Below are 15,814 nucleotides of genomic sequence, written 5' to 3' on the forward strand. Positions count from 1 at the left end.
AGTCCGTGAGTCCGAAAGGCCAGGGAATGCGTATCGCGCTCGTCTCCATGCCGTGGCAGGCCCTGGAGATGCCGTCGCTCCAGGTCGGCCTCCTGCACGCGCTCGTCACCCGGGAACGGCCGGCCGACGAGGTCGCCGAGTACCACGGGTGGCTGCGCTGGGCCGAGTTCCTGCTGGAGCACAGCGACGGCGAACTGACCCCGACGGAGTACATGACCGTCGCCGACGACCAGGTGTTCGACGGCTTCGGCGACTGGGTCTTCTCGGGCTGCCTCTACGACGACGACCAGTGGGGGACCGAGCAGCTCACCGCCTACGCGGCCCGCACCGGCTCGTCGATCGACAGCCTGCTGCGGATGCGGCCGCACGCCGCCCGGTTCATCGCCGAGGCCGCCCGCGACGTGCTCGCCACCGACCCCGACGTGGTCGGCATGACCACCACCTTCCTGCAGAACGTGCCCTCGCTCGCCCTCGCCCGGGAGATCAAGCGCCTGCGGCCCGAGGTCGTCACCGTGCTGGGCGGCAGCAACTGCGACAGCGTCATGGGCCACGCCCTGCACCGCAACCACCCCTTCCTGGACCACGTCGTGCGCGGGGAGGCCGAGCGGGCCTTCCCGGCGCTGCTCGCCCACATCGAGCGCGGCACGGCCCCCGCGGACGTCCCCGGGGTCTGCTGGTGGGACGGCGGGACCTCGCGCGCCAACCGGGAGCCCCGCGGCACCGTGCCGATCGGACTGCTGCCCAGCCCCGACTTCGACGCCTGGCAGGAGTCCTTCGACTCCTCCCCGGTGGCCGAGTTCGTCGAGCCCAAGCTCGTGGTGGAGGGCGCCCGGGGCTGCTGGTGGGGCGAGAAGCACCACTGCACCTTCTGCGGGCTCAACGGAAGCCTGATGGAGTTCCGCTCGAAGAGCGGTGAGCAGCTCTGGTCCGAGATCGAACGGCTCGTCCACCGGCACAAGTTGCTCGACGTCATCACGGTGGACAACATCATCAGCATGGACTACTTCCGTGACTTCCTGCCACGGGCCGCCGAGAGCGCGTGGGACCTGCGCATCCACTACGAGGTGAAGTCGAACCTCAGCCAGGAGCAGATCGCCCTGCTGGGCCGCGCCCGGGTCACCCACGTCCAGCCCGGCATCGAGAGCCTGAACAGCCGGGTGCTCGGTCTGATGGACAAGGGGGTCACCGGCGCCCGCAACGTCCGTACCATGAGGGAGTGCGAGAACCACGCGCTCACCTGTGTCTGGAACTACCTCTACGGGTTCCCGGGCGAGCGCGACGAGGACTACACGGAGATCATCGACCAGATGCCGGCCCTGCGCCACCTCCAGCCCCCGGGCGGTGCCACCCGCATCGCGCTGGAGCGCTTCAGCCCGCACTTCACCAACCCCGCGCTGGGCTTCACCGAGCGCCGCCCCGCCGACATCTACCAGCACGTCTACCAGCTGCCGCGGGAGGAACTGGAGGACCTGGTCTACCTGTTCGACGCCCCGGCCACCGGCATCCAGGGCGAGCTGGAACGGCGGCTGGTGGAGGAGATCGACCGCTGGACGGAGGCCTACCCGTCCTCCCGGCTCCTGCTCGAACCGGTCACGGACGGCCCGGACGGCGGCGACGGCGAGCAGGGCGACCTGCTCGTCCACGACGAACGCGAGGGCTGGCCCCGGCGCACCCACCGGCTGACGCACTGGCGGGCCGCCGCCTTCCGCGAGCTGGAGCACGGCCGTACGCCCGCCGCCCTGCACCGCCGCCTGGCCGAGGCCGGGTACGAGGTCCCGCTGGACGAGCTCACCGCCTGGGGGCGCGAACTCCTGGCGCACGGACTGGTGTTCAAGGACGGCGACACCCTGCTCGCGCTGCCCACCCGGGCGGTTCCGGTCCGCGCCCCCGGCGTCGGCGCCGCGTTCCCCGCCGCCCTCCCCACCCCCGAGGAGGTGGCGTGATGCCGATCGCCAAGCCCTCCCTCGCGGCCCCGGACCGGCCGGACCTGCCGGACACCGTGCCCCACCGGCTGGACGGCCGGCTGGTCGTCCTCGCCGCACCGGTCCGCCTCGGCGCGGGCGGGCGCCCGGCCGCCGAGGCCGTCCGGCTGCTGCGCGAGTGCCAGGGCCAGGTGCTCCCGGTGCGGTGGTCGCTGGCCCCGGACGACCCGCTGCTGCACGACCCCGACGCCGCCGACTTCGCCCTCCACCACCTGCACCACCTGCCGCCGCCCGCCGCTTCGGCCACAGAGGCCACAGAGGCCACAGAGGCCGAACGTGCCCTGGCCGACTGGCGCTCCGCCTACGCGTACGGGCGGTTCTACTACCGGCAGGGACCGGACTTCCTCCAGGTCCGGGACCGCCGGGACCCGGACGCCTCGGCCCGCTTCGCGCTGGACCACCCCGACCTGGTGGCCACCTTCCGGGCCTGCCTGACCCCCACCGCCCTGGACGACCTCAGCAGTACGGGCCGTGAGGCCGTGTCCGTCCTGGCGTCCGAAGGCCTCGTGCTCGTCACCCGGGGTTGGGCGGTGACACTGCCTCCACGCATCCGCCACTGGACCGTGCCCGACACAGGAGTCTGATACATGGGATCTTCCACGGCCGAGGAGTCGTCCGTACCCGCGGAGTCCGGCCCGCCCGCGACACCGCCCCCGGCCCCGGAATCCGTACCGCTGCGCCGGCACCGCCCGCTGCTGCTGCTGGTCACGGAGCAGATGACCAGCTCGGTGGGGCGTCAGGTGACGGCGCTGGCGCTGCCCCTGCTGGCCATCGCCCACCTGCACGCCGGCCCGCTGGGCGCCTCGGCGCTGATGGCGATGTCGTACCTGCCCGGCGTCCTGCTCAGCCCCCTGATCGGCGTCGCCGTCGACCGGGCCCGGCTGCGGAGGATGCTGGTCTCGCTGTCCTGGCTACAGGTGCCCGCCATCGGCAGCGTGCCGCTCGCCGCCGCGCTGGACGGCCTGACCTGGCCGCACCTGTTCGCCGCGGCCGCCGCCTCCGGGGCGCTGAACTCCGCCCAGGGCATCGCGCTGCAGTCCTGTCTGCCCCGCGTGGTGCCCGCGGAACGCCTGCTGCCGGCCAACTCCTCGCTCACCGGAGCCCGGACCGTCGGCCTGATCGGCGGGCCGGCGCTCGGCGGCATCCTGATCGGCGTGATCGACCCGGCCCCGGCGCTGCTGGTCGAGTGCGCCGCCTACCTCGTCGGCGGGGCCCTGTTCCTCGCGCTGCCGGCCGCCCTGAACCGGTCCGCGCAGGAGGCGGGCAGCGGCGCGCGGTCCCGCCTCGACGCCCTGAAGGAGGGCCTCGACGTCATCCGGCGCGAGACCCTGCTGCGCCGCCAGGCGCTGGCCGCGGCCGGGCTCAACCTGGGCGGCGGGGCCGGCGGCGGCCTGTTCGTCCTGTACGCCGACCGGGAGCTGCAACTGCCCCCGTGGCAGCTCGGCGCCGTCTACGCCGCGTACGCCGTCGGAATGGGCAGCGGCGTGCTGGCCGCGACCTCCGTCACCCGCGCGCTGGGCATGGCCCGGGCCATCCGGCTGTGCGCCGTGGGCGCGGGGGCCGCCCTCTTCCTCATCCCGGCGGCTTCGCTGGGGCTGTCCTTCCCGGTCCTCGTCCTGTACCAGCTGCTGTTCGGACTGCTGGCCACCGTCTGGGCGATCGCCATGACCACCGGGCGGCAACTCGTCACCCCCGCCCACCTGTTGGGCCGCGTGAACGCCTTCCTCCAGGCCGTGCTGACCGCCACCCTGCCGGTCGGCGCCTTCGTCGGCGGGTGGCTCGCCTCCCGGGTCGGCATCGTGCCGGTGCTGGTCGGCGCGGCGGCCGTCGCCCTGGCGGGCGCGAGCAGTCTCTGGTTCCCGCGCGACATGCTCGCCGAGATCGAGCGGGCCGCGGAGCGGAAGAAGGCCGCCTGAGGCCCCGCCACCCCGAGTCGGACCCTCGCACCAGATCCTCGACACACGTCCTCGACACCACGTCCTCGACACCACGTCCTCGACACCACGTCCTCGACGCCACAGGAGGCCGCATGCCCGGCGCAGCGGGAACCGTGCTCATCACCGGAGCGAGCAGCGGAATCGGAGCGGCCACCGCGCGCCGGCTCGCCGCCCGCGGCCACGACCTGGTGTTGATCGCCCGGCGCGAGGAGCGCCTCAAGGCGTTGGCCGCGGAGCTGTCCGCCGAGCACGGCACCGCCGTCGTCGCGGCGCCGCTCGACCTGGAGCACACCGAGGAGCTCGCCGACGCGCTGACGGCCGTCCTCGCCGCCCTGCCCGGCCCGCTAGCCGGCGCGGTGCTGGCGGCCGGGCACGGCCGCGGCCACGGGCCGGTACGGGAGGCCGACAGCGCGCCGTGGGAGTCCCAGCTGCGGGTCAACCTGCTCGCCCCGATGATCGTCACGCGCCAGCTCCTGCCCGAACTGGACGCCCGCGGCGGGGACTTGGTGCTGGTCGGCTCCGTGTTCGGCACCCGGCCCTCGCCCGGCTACGCGGCCTACTCCGCCACCAAGCACGGACTGGCGGGCTTCGTCCGCTCGCTCGCCGAGGAGGAACGGCCGCCCGGCGGCTGCCGGATCTGCCTGATCTCCCCCGGTGCCACCAACACCGAGTTCGCCTCGGTCCTCTCCGGGGCCCCGGCCCCGCGCGTCCACCAGGTCACCGACTGGCCGTACCACCCGCTGCTCGCCGAGGACGTGGCCGCCGCCGTCGAGTGGGCGATGAGCCGCCCCGGCCACGCCCGGATCGCGGAGCTCACCCTCGACCCCGCCGACGCCCGGTACTGAGCCGCCCCGGGACCGGACGAGTCGCCGGGGCTCGCGCCCCGGGCGCATCCTGGAGAGGACCCGTACCGCCCCCTCCCGGGAGGACAAGCCATGGCGGTCCACCGCGTCGGTCTCGTCGTGCACAAGGGACGGCCCGAGGCCGTGGCGGCCTCGGACCTGGTCCGGACCTGGTGCGCGGACCACGACGTCCGGTGCTCCGAGATCGACGTGTGGGACGCGGGCGTGCAGCGGCGCGGCGCCCGCGAGGAGCTGGCCGCCGCCGGGGAGCCGGACCTCATCGTCACGCTGGGCGGCGACGGCACCTTCCTGCGCGGCGCCCGCCTGGCCGCGCACAACGGCTCCCTGCTGCTGGGCATCGACTTCGGGCACGTCGGGTTCCTCACCGAGGTGCCCGCCCACGACGTGCTCCAGGCCCTGGACGCCGTCCAGGAGTCCCGGATCACCGTCGAGCACCGGATGCTGCTGACCATGCGCGCCTCACGGCCGCTCTCGCCGCCCGAGGAGCTCGATCCGCTGGGCCTGTACGGCCGCCGGCCGGGGCTGCCCCCGCCGCAACCGCGGGCGGGCTGCGAGGTCGGCGGGGGCTGGGGGGTGGCGCTCGACCTGCTCGGGCTGAACGAGGTCGTGGTGGAGAAGTTCGCCCGGGACGGCCGGGTCGCCGCGGCGGTCTACTTCGCCGGGCGGCTGCTCGCCTGCTACGCCGGCGACGCGCTGCTGGTGGCGACCCCGACGGGCTCGACCGCGTACAGCTTCGCCGCGGGCGGGCCGGTGGTCTCGCCCCGGGCGGAGGTCCTGGTCTTCACCCCCGTCGCGGCGCACATGGTCTTCAAGCGCTCGGTCCTCGCCGCCCCGGACGAGCCGATCGCCATCCGGCTGCTGTCGAACTCGGGGACCGCGGCGGTCAGCGTGGACGGCCAGCTCCGCGGGGTGCTGGAGCCCGGGGACTGGGTCGGCGCCTACGCCGCGCCGACCCGGCTGCGGGTGGCGCGGCTGGGGCCGACGGACTTCTACGGCCGGGTGCGCCGGCGGATGCGGCTGACCGACGCGCCCGCCACCTCCTCCGACGGCGAGGTGCCGTCGGCGTGGCCGCTGACGTCGCCGCCGCCGCACGACCTGGAGCACCTGAACCTGCCCACGCTGCAGGCGGGCCGCCACCTTCCCTCGGTCGTCCGCCGGGCCGAGGACGAGGACTGACCCGCCCGGTGCCGTCCTAGGCGCCGTCCGTCCGCACCTCGGGGCGGGCGGGCTCGGCCCAGAGGGTGTGGAAGCTGCCCGGACGGTCGGTGCGGCGGTAGGTGTGGGCGCCGAAGAAGTCGCGCTGCCCCTGGACCAGCGCGGCGGGCAGGTGCTCGCTGCGCAGGGTGTCGTAGGAGGCGAGCGCGGCGGAGAACGCCGGCACGGGGATGCCGTGCTGGGCCGCGCCGGCCACCACGGTGCGCCAGGCCGCCTGGGCGTCGGCGACCTCCGCCGCGAACTGCTCCTCGGCGAGCAGGCTGACCAGGTCGGGGTCGGCGGCGTGGGCGGCGCGGATCCGGTCGAGGAATGCGGCGCGGATGATGCAGCCGCCGCGCCAGATCCTCGCCACCGCGCCCAGGTCGATGTCCCAGCCGTACTCGGCCGCGGCGTCGCGGATCATCGTCCAGCCCTGGTCGTAGGCGATGACCTTCGAGGCGTAGAGGGCCTGTTCGACGTCGCGGGTGAAGCGCTCGGCCTCGTGCGGGCGCAGCTCCTGCCGGGTGCCCCCGGGCAGCGGCCGGTAGGCGGCCCGCAGTTCGGACCGGGCGGAGGCGACCCGGGCGAAGGTGGCCTGGGCGATGGCGGTGACCGGGGAGCCGAGGTCGAGGGCGGTCTGCACCGTCCAGCGTCCGGTGCCCTTCTGCTCCGCGGCGTCCTGGACGATGTCGACGAAGGGCTTGCCGGTGGCGGCGTCGGTGTGGGCGAGCACCTCGGCGGTGATCTCGATCAGGTAGGAGTCCAGCCGCCCCTTGTTCCAGTTCCGGAAGGTCTCGGCGATCTCGGCGGGGGTGTACCCGCCGACCTCCCGCAGGAGGTGGTAGGCCTCGGCGATGAGCTGCATGTCGGCGTACTCGATGCCGTTGTGCACCATCTTCACGAAGTGGCCGGCGCCGTCGGTGCCGATGTGGGTGCAGCACGGATCGCCGTCCACGTGGGCGCTGATCCGCTCCAGCATCGGGCCGAGGACGGCGTAGGACTCGGCGGAGCCGCCGGGCATGACCGAGGGGCCGTGCAGCGCGCCCTCCTCCCCGCCGGAGACACCGGTGCCGACGAAGTGGATGCCGCGTTCGCGCAGCGCCCGTTCCCGGCGCCGGGTGTCGGCGAAGTGCGCGTTGCCGCCGTCGATGATCATGTCGCCCGCCTCCAGCAGCGGGGCGAACTCCTCGATGACCTCGTCGGTGGGCTGCCCCGCCTTCACCATGATCAGGAGCCTGCGGGGCCGCTCCAGCGCGGCCACCAGCTCCTGCGGCGACCGTGCCGGGACGAACGTGCCCTCGTGGCCGAACTCCTCCACCAGCGCGTCGGTCCGCGCCGGCGTGCGGTTGTGCACCGCGACCGGGTAGCCGTTGCGGGCGAAGTTCCGCGCCAGGTTGCGGCCCATCACCGCGAGCCCCGTCACGCCGATCTGTGCGGATGCCTCCATGGGCGGCTGCTTCCTTCCTCGGGGAGTCCCCCGGGCAGGGACCCGCGGGCCTGCGCCGCGGCCGCCCGGGCCGGCCGCTCCCATGCTCACCACCCGCCCCCGCCCGCCGCACGGGGGACTGCCCCGTTCAGGTGCCCCCGGCGGCGGCCGGACGGCCGCTGCCCGGACAGCCGCTGCCCGGGGGCGCGCTCAGGCGCGGCCGAGGACCCGGTCGACGGTGATCTCGATGACCACCCGGTCCGGGTTGACCCGCGGCTGCCGGTAGCGCTCCGCGTAGCGGCGCTCCGCCGCGGCGACCTGCTCGGGCTCCTCGCGGACGACCGCCACGCCCTCCAGGGTCGACCAGCGGGCCCGGTCCACCTGGCAGACCGCGACCCGCTGGCCCTCGGGTCCGGCCTCGGCGACGTTGCGGGCCTTGCGGCTGGTGCGGCTGGTGATCACCCGGGCGGTTCCCGTCTCCGGCTGGTACGTCACACCGACCGGCACCACGTGCGGCGTGCCGTCCGGGCGGGTGGTGGTCAGCGTGGAGATGTGCCGCTCCCGCCAGAAGGCGAGGAAGGCGTCGTCGAGGTCGCGCGGGTCATGGGCCATGATCGCGATGGTACGGCCCCCGGGGAACGGTCGTTCCCCGGGGGCCGTCCGGGTGGGGCGGGGCCCCGCCCCGGTGCCCGTCAGTGCCCGCGCGCGATCCACTCCGGCAGGGCCGGGGCCTCGGCGCCGATGGTGGTCGGGTCGCCGTGACCGGTGCGCACCACGGTCTCGGCCGGGAGCGTCAGCAGCCGCTCGCGGATCGAGTCGATGATCGTCGGGAAGTGCGAGAACGACCGGCCGGTGGCACCCGGGCCCCCGTGGAACAGGGTGTCCCCGGTGAAGACGGTGCCCAGCCCGGGCGCGTACAGGCAGACCGCGCCCGGCGCGTGGCCCGGGGTGTGCAGCACGGTCAGCTCGGTGCCGGCCACCTCGATCCGCTGGCCGTCGGCCAGTTCGCCGTCCGGCAGCCGCTCGGGGTGGGTGAGCTTCCACAGCGGCAGGTCGTCCGGGTGCAGCAGGATCGGCGCACCGGTGCGGGCGGCGAGCGCCGGGGCAGCGTCGATGTGGTCGTTGTGCGCGTGGGTGGAGACGATCGCCAGCAGCCGGCGCCCGCCGAGCGCGGCCTCGATGGCCTCGGCGTCGTGCGCGGCGTCGATCACCACCGCCTCCTCGTCGTTCCCGACGATCCAGACGTTGTTCTCCACCTCCCAGCTGCCGCCGTCGAGTTCGAAGGTCCCGGCGGTCACCAGCCGTTCGACGACCGCGGTCACAGGACCACCACCGAGCGCAGGACGTCGCCCTGGTGCATGCGCTCGAACGCCTGCTCCACAGCGTCGAGCTCGATGGTCTCGGTGACGAACGCGCCGAGGTCCAGGCGGCCCTGGAGGTAGAGGTCGATCAGCATCGGGAAGTCCCGCGAGGGCAGGCAGTCGCCGTACCAGGAGGACTTCAGCGCGCCGCCGCGGCCGAAGACGTCGAGCAGCGGGAGCTCCAGCGTCATCTCCGGGGTCGGCACGCCGACCAGGACGACGGTGCCGGCCAGGTCCCGGGCGTAGAAGGCCTGCTTGTAGGTCTCCGGCCGGCCGACCGCCTCGACCACCACGTCCGCGCCGTTGCCGCCGGTCAGCTCGCGGATCGCCTCGACCGGGTCGGTGGTGCGGGAGTTGACGGTGTGGGTGGCGCCCAGCGCGCGGGCGGTCTCCAGCTTGCGGTCGTCGATGTCCACGGCGATGATCTTCGCCGCGCCCGCCAGCCGGGAGCCCATCACGGCCGCGCCGCCGACGCCGCCGCAGCCGATCACGGCGACCGAGTCGCCCCGGCCGACGTTGCCGGTGTTGATCGCGGCGCCGAGGCCCGCCATCACGCCGCAGCCCAGCAGGCCGGCGACGGCCGGCTCGGCCGCCGGGTCCACCTTGGTGCACTGACCGGCCGCGACCAGGGTCTTCTCGGCGAACGCGCCGATGCCCAGCGCGGGGGACAGCTCGGTGCCGTCCAGCAGCGTCATCTTCTGCTTGGCGTTGTGGGTGTTGAAGCAGTACTGCGGGCGGCCCCGCTTGCACGCGCGGCACTGGCCGCACACCGCACGCCAGTTGAGGACCACGAAGTCACCGGGCTCGACCTCGGTGACGCCCTCGCCGACCGACTCCACGATGCCCGCGGCCTCGTGGCCGAGCAGGAACGGGAACTCGTCGTTGATGCCGCCCTCCCGGTAGTGGAGGTCGGTGTGGCAGACACCGCACGCCTGGATCCGGACCACCGCCTCGCCCGGGCCAGGGTCCGGCACCACGATCGTGGCCACCTCCACGGGCTCGCCCTTGGCGCGCGCGATGACTGCCTTGACCTGCTGGGGCATCCGATTCCACCTCCGTCTGCCGGTGCGGCTCTGCACCGGCGTGACCTGCGACAACACGACTGCAGACGAACTGCCCACGAAGCGTATCGCCCGCCCGGCCGGTCACCGGCGGAGCATCCCGGGCGATCCGGTGTGACGCGGTGTGATACGGCTCACCGCGCGTGCCGACGGCGTGTCCGCCGCCGCCGCGACGGCTCACGGGTCCTCACGTGGCAGGCGCCGGCCGGGTGTCCGCCGAGGGCGCGGAGACCCGCCCGGCGCGGCTTCGCCGAGGGGGGCGCACGGGCGGCGCTGAGCGCCCGTCAGCACTCCTCTAAGTGCCCGGAAAGCACCCGCGTTGGCTGGAATCGCCGCAGACGGGCGCCCGCCACCCACGTACGGTCGTAGCTGAGACGGTCCACACGACCACGCTCAGCACACCCGCCCCGCCCGTCGGCGCGCGACAGCGCACCGACCGCGCCGGGTGCGCGCCGACCGCGCACCCGCGCACATTTCGCGCCACACCCCGTAGGAGCCCGACCGACCCCCCGGCCCGTGTCGAGCCGCCAGCCGGCCGCATCACCCGTCCCCGCACGATCCCCGGATCCACCCCCCGTCGGGTCGCGTCCCCGCGGCCCACCGCCCTGGAGTCTGGAGTACGGATGTCCACCGAGAACAGTGCGACCAGCGCCGGCACCGCCCCGCTCCCCCCGCTGCACTGCATGCGCCTGCTCGAACCCGGCCCGCCCCGCCTCGCCGCGCTGCCCACCGGCACGCCGGTCTGGCTGGTCAGCCGGCACGCCGACGTGCGCCAGGTGCTGACCGACCCGCGGCTGGGCCGCGCCCCGCTCTACGCGCCGGACGCCCCGCCGATCACGGTCACGCCCAACATCCTGGACGATCCGCAGATCATGCTGAACATCGACGGCACCGAGCACCAGCGGCTGCGCCGCACCGTGCAGCGCGCCTTCACCCCGCGCGCGATCGAGCGCTGGCGGCCCTGGGTGGCCTCGGTGGTCGAGTCGCTGATCGACGAGCTGATCGACCACGGCTCCCCCGCCGACATCATCGCCGGCTACTCCCGCCCGCTGCCGGTCGCCGTGATCAGCCGGCTGATGGGCCTGGACAACCTGGACGGCAAGCGGCTCGCGCACTGGAGCGACCACGCGATGTCCGTCACCGCCTACAGCGCCGACGAGATCGTCACCGCGATGACCGAGTTCGCCGCCTTCGGCGCCGAGGTGATCGCCGAGCGCCGCTCCGCCCCCGGCGAGGACCTGGTCAGCAGCCTGCTCGCGGCCGCCGCCGAGGACGGCTCGATCACCGAGGGCCAGCTGGTCACCCTGGTCATCGGCCTGGTCGTGGCCGGCCACGAGACCACCATGACCAGCCTCGGCAACGCCCTGGTCTACCTGCTCCAGGACGGCCGCGAGGCCTGGCAGCGGCTCTCCTCCGACGAGGCCAGCGCCGCCGCCGCGACGGAGCAGATCCTGCGTGCCGTCCCGCTCGGCGACCGCCAGGAGTACATGCCCGGACTGATGCGCCGCACCGTCGAGGACGTCGAGATCGGCGGCGTGGTCATCCCGGCCGGCAGCGTGGTCGCCGCCGACGCGGCCGCCGCCAACCACGACCCGGAGGTGTTCACCGGGGACCTGCTCACCGAACTGTTCGCCCCGCTGGCCGCCCCCACGCTCACCTTCGGCGCCGGGCCGCACCACTGCCTGGGCGCCTGGCTGGCCCGGATGGAGCTGGAGCTCGCCCTGCACCGGCTGGCCCGCCGGCTGCCCGCCCTGCGGCTGGCCGACCCGGTCGAGCGGATCGACTGGCGGCGCGGCCTGCTCACCCGCAGCCCTCACTCCCTGCGGGTGGAATGGTGACGGGCCGCGCGGACATCGAGCCGGTGGTCGTCCGGGTCGACCGGGACCGCTGCATCGGCTCCGGGATGTGCGTCCTCAGCGCCCCGGACTCGCTGGTCCTCGGCGCCGACGGGCTGGCCGCACCGCTGGCGCGGTACGCGGACGGCGGCGCGGAGCTGACGGACGGGCTGAGCGAGGCGGTGGACTTCTGCCCGGTCGAGGCGCTCAGCCTGCACTCGGCCCGCGGCGGCCACCGGATCGTCCCCGCGGAGTGAGCGCTCCCCGGTGGTGCCCGTCGCGACGACCGCGGCGGGCACCACCGGGAGCTCCCCCGACCGGCACAGGCCGGGCGATCGATTAGTCAGGCTCATCGGTCGATGAGCTCATCGATCTTGTCGGGCCCTTCGGCCGGCTGATGGGCTGGCCGCATGACACATGCCGACACCCTGGCCCCACCGGCCGGTTCACCCACCGCCCACCGCTGGTCCCCGGTCCTCGCCGTCGCACTCGCCACCTTCACCGTGGTCTCCTCCGAGATGATGCCGGTCGGCCTGCTCACCCCGATGTCCCACAGCCTCGGCGTCACCGACGGGGTCACCGGCCTCTCCCTCACCGTCACCGGCCTGATCGCCGCCGTCCTCTCCCCCTTCGCCCCGCGGCTCGTCGGCCCGCGCGACCGCCGGACCGTCCTGGTCGCCTTCATGCTGCTGCTCGGCGTCGCCAACGCGGTGACGGCACTGGCGCCGGACTTCGCCGTCCTGGCCGCCGGGCGCATCCTGCTCGGCGCCGCCATGGGCGTCGTCTGGGGCCTCGCCGCGAGCCTCGGCCCCCGCCTCGCCGACGGCCCGCGCCTCCCCCTCGCCATGACGCTGATCTTCTCCGGCGTCTCCATCGCCTCCGTCCTCGGCGTCCCGCTGGGCACCTACCTGGCCGCGCTGCTCGACTGGCGCGCCGCGTTCTGGGCACTCGCCCTGCTCGGCGCCGCCTCCGCCGCCGTCCTCGCCACCACGCTGCCCGCGCTGCCCGCTCCGACCGCTCCGACCGCCCAGGAGAGCGGACGGCTGGGCGGGCTGGCCGGCGTCCGGTACCACCGGGGCGTCGCCGCCGGGATCGCGATCACCGCCCTCGTCGTGCTCGGCCACTTCGCCGGCTACACCTACGTCCGCCCGGTCCTCGAAGCCGACGCGGGCCTGAGCAGCGGCGTCATCGCCGCCTGCCTGCTGGTGTACGGACTCGCGGGCGTCGCCGGGAACTTCACCCTCGGCCCGCTCGCCGGGCGCCGCCCGAAGACCGCCGTCGCCCTCGCCCTCGGCGGCGTCGCCCTGGCCGCCGCCCTGCTCGCGTACGCCGGCGGCGTCGTCACCGTGCTGCTCGTCCTGGTCGTCTGGGGAGCCTCGTACGGTGGCGTGTCGGTCGCCACCCAGACCTGGGTCCGGCTGGCCGCCCCGGCCCGGGTCGAGGCCTCCGCGGCGATCTGGGCGGGCGTGTTCAACGCGAGCATCGCCCTCGGCTCCCTGGCCGGCGGCCTCGTCGTCGACCGGGCCGGGAACCGCGCCGCCCTGCTCACCGCCGCCGGGCTGGCGGCCCTCGGCCTGCTGCTCACCCTGCTCTCCCGGCCGGGCGCCGGAAGGCCGGACCGGCCGTAGTCCGTCGGCTCCAGCCGTTCGGCGACAGCCCTTCGACTCCAGCCCTTCGGCTCAGTCGACGTGGCCGGCCAGCAGCTCGACGAACCCGGCCGCCAGCCGGTGCGGGCGCCGTTCCTGCTGGACCACCTCCAGCGCCGTCGGCTCCAGCCCCGGCACCGGCAGGAAACGGATGTCCGGCCGCTGGACGTACGTCGTGCTGCGCTCGCACAGCAACAGCCCCTGACGGGTGCCGGCCACCATCGACAGGCCCTCCTGGATGGTGGCCGCACCCGCCGGGTAGGCCAGCTCCCGCCCGTCCGGCGTCCGCCGGGGCGCGTTGACCCGCCGCCAGTACTCGGGCGCCGGGCCGCGCGGCTCGATCAGCGGCAGCGCGGCCAGCTCGTCCACGCTCACCCCGTCCGCCCCGCCGAGGCGCCTCGCGGCCGAGACCGCCACCCGCACCGGCTGCCGGGAGAACTCCATCAGCACCTCCAGCCCCGGTTCCCGGCACGGGGCGAGCACGATCGCCAGGTCGATCTCACCCCGCGCGAGGTGCGAGAACGGGTCCGCCCACGGCAGTTCGACCAGCTGCACCGTCCCCTCCGGCAGGCTCGCGACCACCCGGGCGACCGGCTCGTACACCGCGCACTGGAAGCCCAGCCGCAGCGGCTCCGCCGTCGCGGCCCCCGCCCGGGCGGCCTCGTACCCGTCCCGGAGCCGCTCGAAGGCGGGCACCACCTGCTCGGCCAGCGCCCGCCCCAGCTCCGTCAACTCGACCCGGCGGCTGGTCCGTTCGAACACCGGCGCGCCGATCCGGCTCTCCAGCCGCTTGATCAGCTGGGACACCCGCCCCTGCGAGACACCGAGGCGCTGCGCCGTCCGCCCGAAGTGCAGCTGGTGGACGAGGACGGAGAAGCACTCCAGTTCCTGCAACGGCAGTTCGGGCAGGACGGGCGGCCCGAAGGCTCCGGGGGCCGGCGTCGGTCGTTCCATCCGGGAAGTCTACGTCCGCCGCGCGACCGGGCCGCAGGCCAGGACGCGACGCAGCTCGGAGGCCGGGTCGCCCTCGTGGTACGGGCGCTCACTCGGCTCGATGTGGTCCAGGAACTCCTGGTAGCGCAGGGCGTAGGACAGGTGGTGCAGCGGCTCGGCGAGGTGGAGGGCGCGGCCCGGGTCGGAGCCGGGGGCGTGCCGCCGCCAGGCCTCCGTCCAGATCCGGGCGTGGTGCTGCCAGGCCTCCGGGTTGAGGTAGGCGCGGGGGCGCAGCCCGTCCAGGGCCGGGTGGCCGAGGCAGGAGTCGGCGTAGTCGACGACCACCGTGCGCGCGCCGTCCGAACGCCAGTTGCCGGGGTGGAAGTCGCCGTGCACCAGGGTGTCCGGCAGGCCGCAGTCGGCGAGCCGGTCCAGCAGCCCGGGCAGGTCGGCGGCGAAGCCGGCCAGGCCGTCCAGCTCCTCAGGCGTCAGGTCGCTCTCCCCGGCGAGCCGGTCCAGCAGGGCCGTCAGCTGGGCCGCCAGGGCGCGGGGGGTGCGGTCGCGCAGTCCGGCCAGGTCGGCCGGCCGGTCGGAGAGGGCGGCCTGGGCGGCGACGAACCGGGGGACGAGGTCGGCGACCGTCCCGGCGGACGGAGCCCAGCAGTCCTCGCCGGGGACGTGGTCGAGCAGCAGCCGCCCGCCGGAGGGGTCGGCGGCGAGGACGGACGGGACGAGCCCGCGGTCGACGCCGCCGAGCAGCTCGATGACCTCGCCCTCCCGGGCGTTGAACGCGGGCGTCGTGGTCTTCAGCCAGGCGTCGACGCCGGTGGCGGTGGGGAGGCGGAAGATGCCGGAGAGGTTCCAGGTCCGGATCTGCCGGGCGGGCCCGGCCTGCGGGCGGCCGACGGCGGCGAGCTCCGCCTCCGCCCAGGCCAGCGCCGCCCGCAGGCCCGCGGGCGTGGCCCAGGCGGCGCGGCGCTCGGCGGGGCCGAGCAGCGCGGCCGTCCCCTCGTCCGGAGCGCCGGCGTCGAGCCCGGCCGGTCGGCGCAGCGCCTCGGCGTGGTAGCGCACCCGCCCGCCGTGGCCCGGGTCCTCGCTCCGCCCGTCGACCAGCCGCGCCACCAGCACCGGCACCGCGGCGGCCTCCGTCGCCCGCGCGACCACCTCGTCCACGGCGGACCACCAGCCGAGGTCCACCTCGAAGGGGCCCAACTGCCCGAAGTACTCGTCGCCGTACGTGAGATCGACCGTCACGGTCCGAAGGCTCGCTCGCTGCATCCGAGCAGCTTCGCCCATCCGATCGGTCGGACGCGAGCGATTTACCGGCGGCCCCGGGGGGCGGTCGGCCGGGCCCGTTCGCGTCCGCCGCCGCCCTCGCCTGCTCCCGGGCACCGTCCCCGGGCCGGCCCGACCCCGGCCGGCGGAACGGCCGCGCTCGGGCCGGTGACACGGCGATCGGGCACGGTGGCGCTGGTGTGCGGCCTGCCCGCGGCGGGCGGGACCACGTAGACGAGGGGCACCGTCCGGCGTGGCTCCGCGCGGCTGTCGGTCGACCGGGTGGGGCGAGGGTGAGCCG

General features: G+C 75.1%; 14 protein-coding genes. 8 read left to right on the plus strand and 6 right to left on the minus strand.

Features of this window, described 5'->3' with window-relative positions; translation table 11 throughout:
* Window positions 1–26: 26 nt before the first annotated feature.
* The 5 genes from ACFWP2_RS14230 to ACFWP2_RS14250 all read left to right on the plus strand — a co-directional run bounded on the left by ACFWP2_RS14230 (window position 27) and on the right by ACFWP2_RS14250 (window position 5,958).
* Window positions 27–1,943 carry a RiPP maturation radical SAM C-methyltransferase gene (locus ACFWP2_RS14230; protein ID WP_380450705.1) on the plus strand — a complete coding sequence of 639 codons (1,917 nt, stop codon included), beginning with the start codon at window positions 27–29 and terminating at the stop codon, window positions 1,941–1,943.
* Window positions 1,943–2,566: a DUF5825 family protein gene (locus ACFWP2_RS14235; RefSeq protein WP_380450706.1), complete on the plus strand. Its 624-nt coding sequence runs from the start codon at window positions 1,943–1,945 to the stop codon at window positions 2,564–2,566. The genes ACFWP2_RS14230 and ACFWP2_RS14235 overlap by 1 nt, the downstream gene beginning before the upstream one ends.
* 3 nt (window positions 2,567–2,569) lie before the next feature.
* Complete coding sequence (locus ACFWP2_RS14240; protein WP_380450708.1) at window positions 2,570–3,898, plus strand: MFS transporter; 1,329 nt, start codon at window positions 2,570–2,572, stop codon at window positions 3,896–3,898.
* 113 nt (window positions 3,899–4,011) lie between these two features.
* Complete coding sequence (locus ACFWP2_RS14245; protein ID WP_380450710.1) at window positions 4,012–4,764, plus strand: SDR family oxidoreductase; 753 nt, start codon at window positions 4,012–4,014, stop codon at window positions 4,762–4,764.
* A gap of 90 nt (window positions 4,765–4,854) precedes the next feature.
* On the plus strand, window positions 4,855–5,958 hold the full coding sequence (locus ACFWP2_RS14250; protein WP_380450712.1) for an NAD(+)/NADH kinase: 1,104 nt from the start codon (window positions 4,855–4,857) through the stop codon (window positions 5,956–5,958).
* A 16-nt stretch (window positions 5,959–5,974) separates the two neighbouring features.
* Here ACFWP2_RS14250 and gndA read toward each other — a convergent pair whose 3' ends face one another.
* From gndA to ACFWP2_RS14270, 4 genes are all read right to left on the minus strand, one after another.
* On the minus strand, window positions 5,975–7,423 hold the full coding sequence (gene gndA / locus ACFWP2_RS14255; RefSeq protein ID WP_380450713.1) for an NADP-dependent phosphogluconate dehydrogenase: 1,449 nt from the start codon (window positions 7,421–7,423) through the stop codon (window positions 5,975–5,977).
* Window positions 7,424–7,612: 189 nt separating this feature from the next.
* Window positions 7,613–8,014, minus strand: a complete 402-nt coding sequence (locus ACFWP2_RS14260) for a pyridoxamine 5'-phosphate oxidase family protein (RefSeq protein ID WP_380450715.1) — start codon at window positions 8,012–8,014, stop codon at window positions 7,613–7,615.
* Between the two features lie 80 nt (window positions 8,015–8,094).
* Entirely contained in the window at window positions 8,095–8,724 is a 630-nt protein-coding gene (locus ACFWP2_RS14265) for an MBL fold metallo-hydrolase (protein ID WP_380450717.1), read from the minus strand.
* On the minus strand, window positions 8,721–9,806 hold the full coding sequence (locus ACFWP2_RS14270) for an S-(hydroxymethyl)mycothiol dehydrogenase (RefSeq protein ID WP_380450719.1): 1,086 nt from the start codon (window positions 9,804–9,806) through the stop codon (window positions 8,721–8,723). The genes ACFWP2_RS14265 and ACFWP2_RS14270 overlap by 4 nt, the downstream gene beginning before the upstream one ends.
* Before the next feature lie 641 nt (window positions 9,807–10,447).
* Between ACFWP2_RS14270 and ACFWP2_RS14275 the strand changes: the two genes are divergently transcribed.
* The 3 genes from ACFWP2_RS14275 (at window position 10,448) to ACFWP2_RS14285 (ending at window position 13,287) form a co-directional block, all read left to right on the plus strand.
* The gene (locus tag ACFWP2_RS14275) at window positions 10,448–11,662 is read left to right on the plus strand and encodes a cytochrome P450 (RefSeq protein ID WP_380450720.1); all 1,215 of its coding nucleotides are present in this window, start codon (window positions 10,448–10,450) and stop codon (window positions 11,660–11,662) included.
* Window positions 11,656–11,916 carry a ferredoxin gene (locus ACFWP2_RS14280; RefSeq protein WP_380450721.1) on the plus strand — a complete coding sequence of 87 codons (261 nt, stop codon included), beginning with the start codon at window positions 11,656–11,658 and terminating at the stop codon, window positions 11,914–11,916. The genes ACFWP2_RS14275 and ACFWP2_RS14280 overlap by 7 nt, the downstream gene beginning before the upstream one ends.
* A gap of 153 nt (window positions 11,917–12,069) precedes the next feature.
* Window positions 12,070–13,287 carry an MFS transporter gene (locus ACFWP2_RS14285; protein WP_380450723.1) on the plus strand — a complete coding sequence of 406 codons (1,218 nt, stop codon included), beginning with the start codon at window positions 12,070–12,072 and terminating at the stop codon, window positions 13,285–13,287.
* 51 nt (window positions 13,288–13,338) lie between these two features.
* Here the strand turns inward: ACFWP2_RS14285 and ACFWP2_RS14290 are convergent, their stop codons facing one another.
* Both ACFWP2_RS14290 and ACFWP2_RS14295 read right to left on the minus strand, forming a co-directional pair.
* Complete coding sequence (locus ACFWP2_RS14290) at window positions 13,339–14,259, minus strand: LysR family transcriptional regulator (protein ID WP_380450724.1); 921 nt, start codon at window positions 14,257–14,259, stop codon at window positions 13,339–13,341.
* A gap of 9 nt (window positions 14,260–14,268) precedes the next feature.
* The gene (locus ACFWP2_RS14295) at window positions 14,269–15,492 is read right to left on the minus strand and encodes a phosphotransferase (protein WP_380450725.1); all 1,224 of its coding nucleotides are present in this window, start codon (window positions 15,490–15,492) and stop codon (window positions 14,269–14,271) included.
* Window positions 15,493–15,814 lie beyond the last annotated feature (322 nt).

Source organism: Kitasatospora sp. NPDC058444 (genome assembly GCF_042721415.1).
Classification (GTDB): domain Bacteria; phylum Actinomycetota; class Actinomycetes; order Streptomycetales; family Streptomycetaceae; genus Kitasatospora.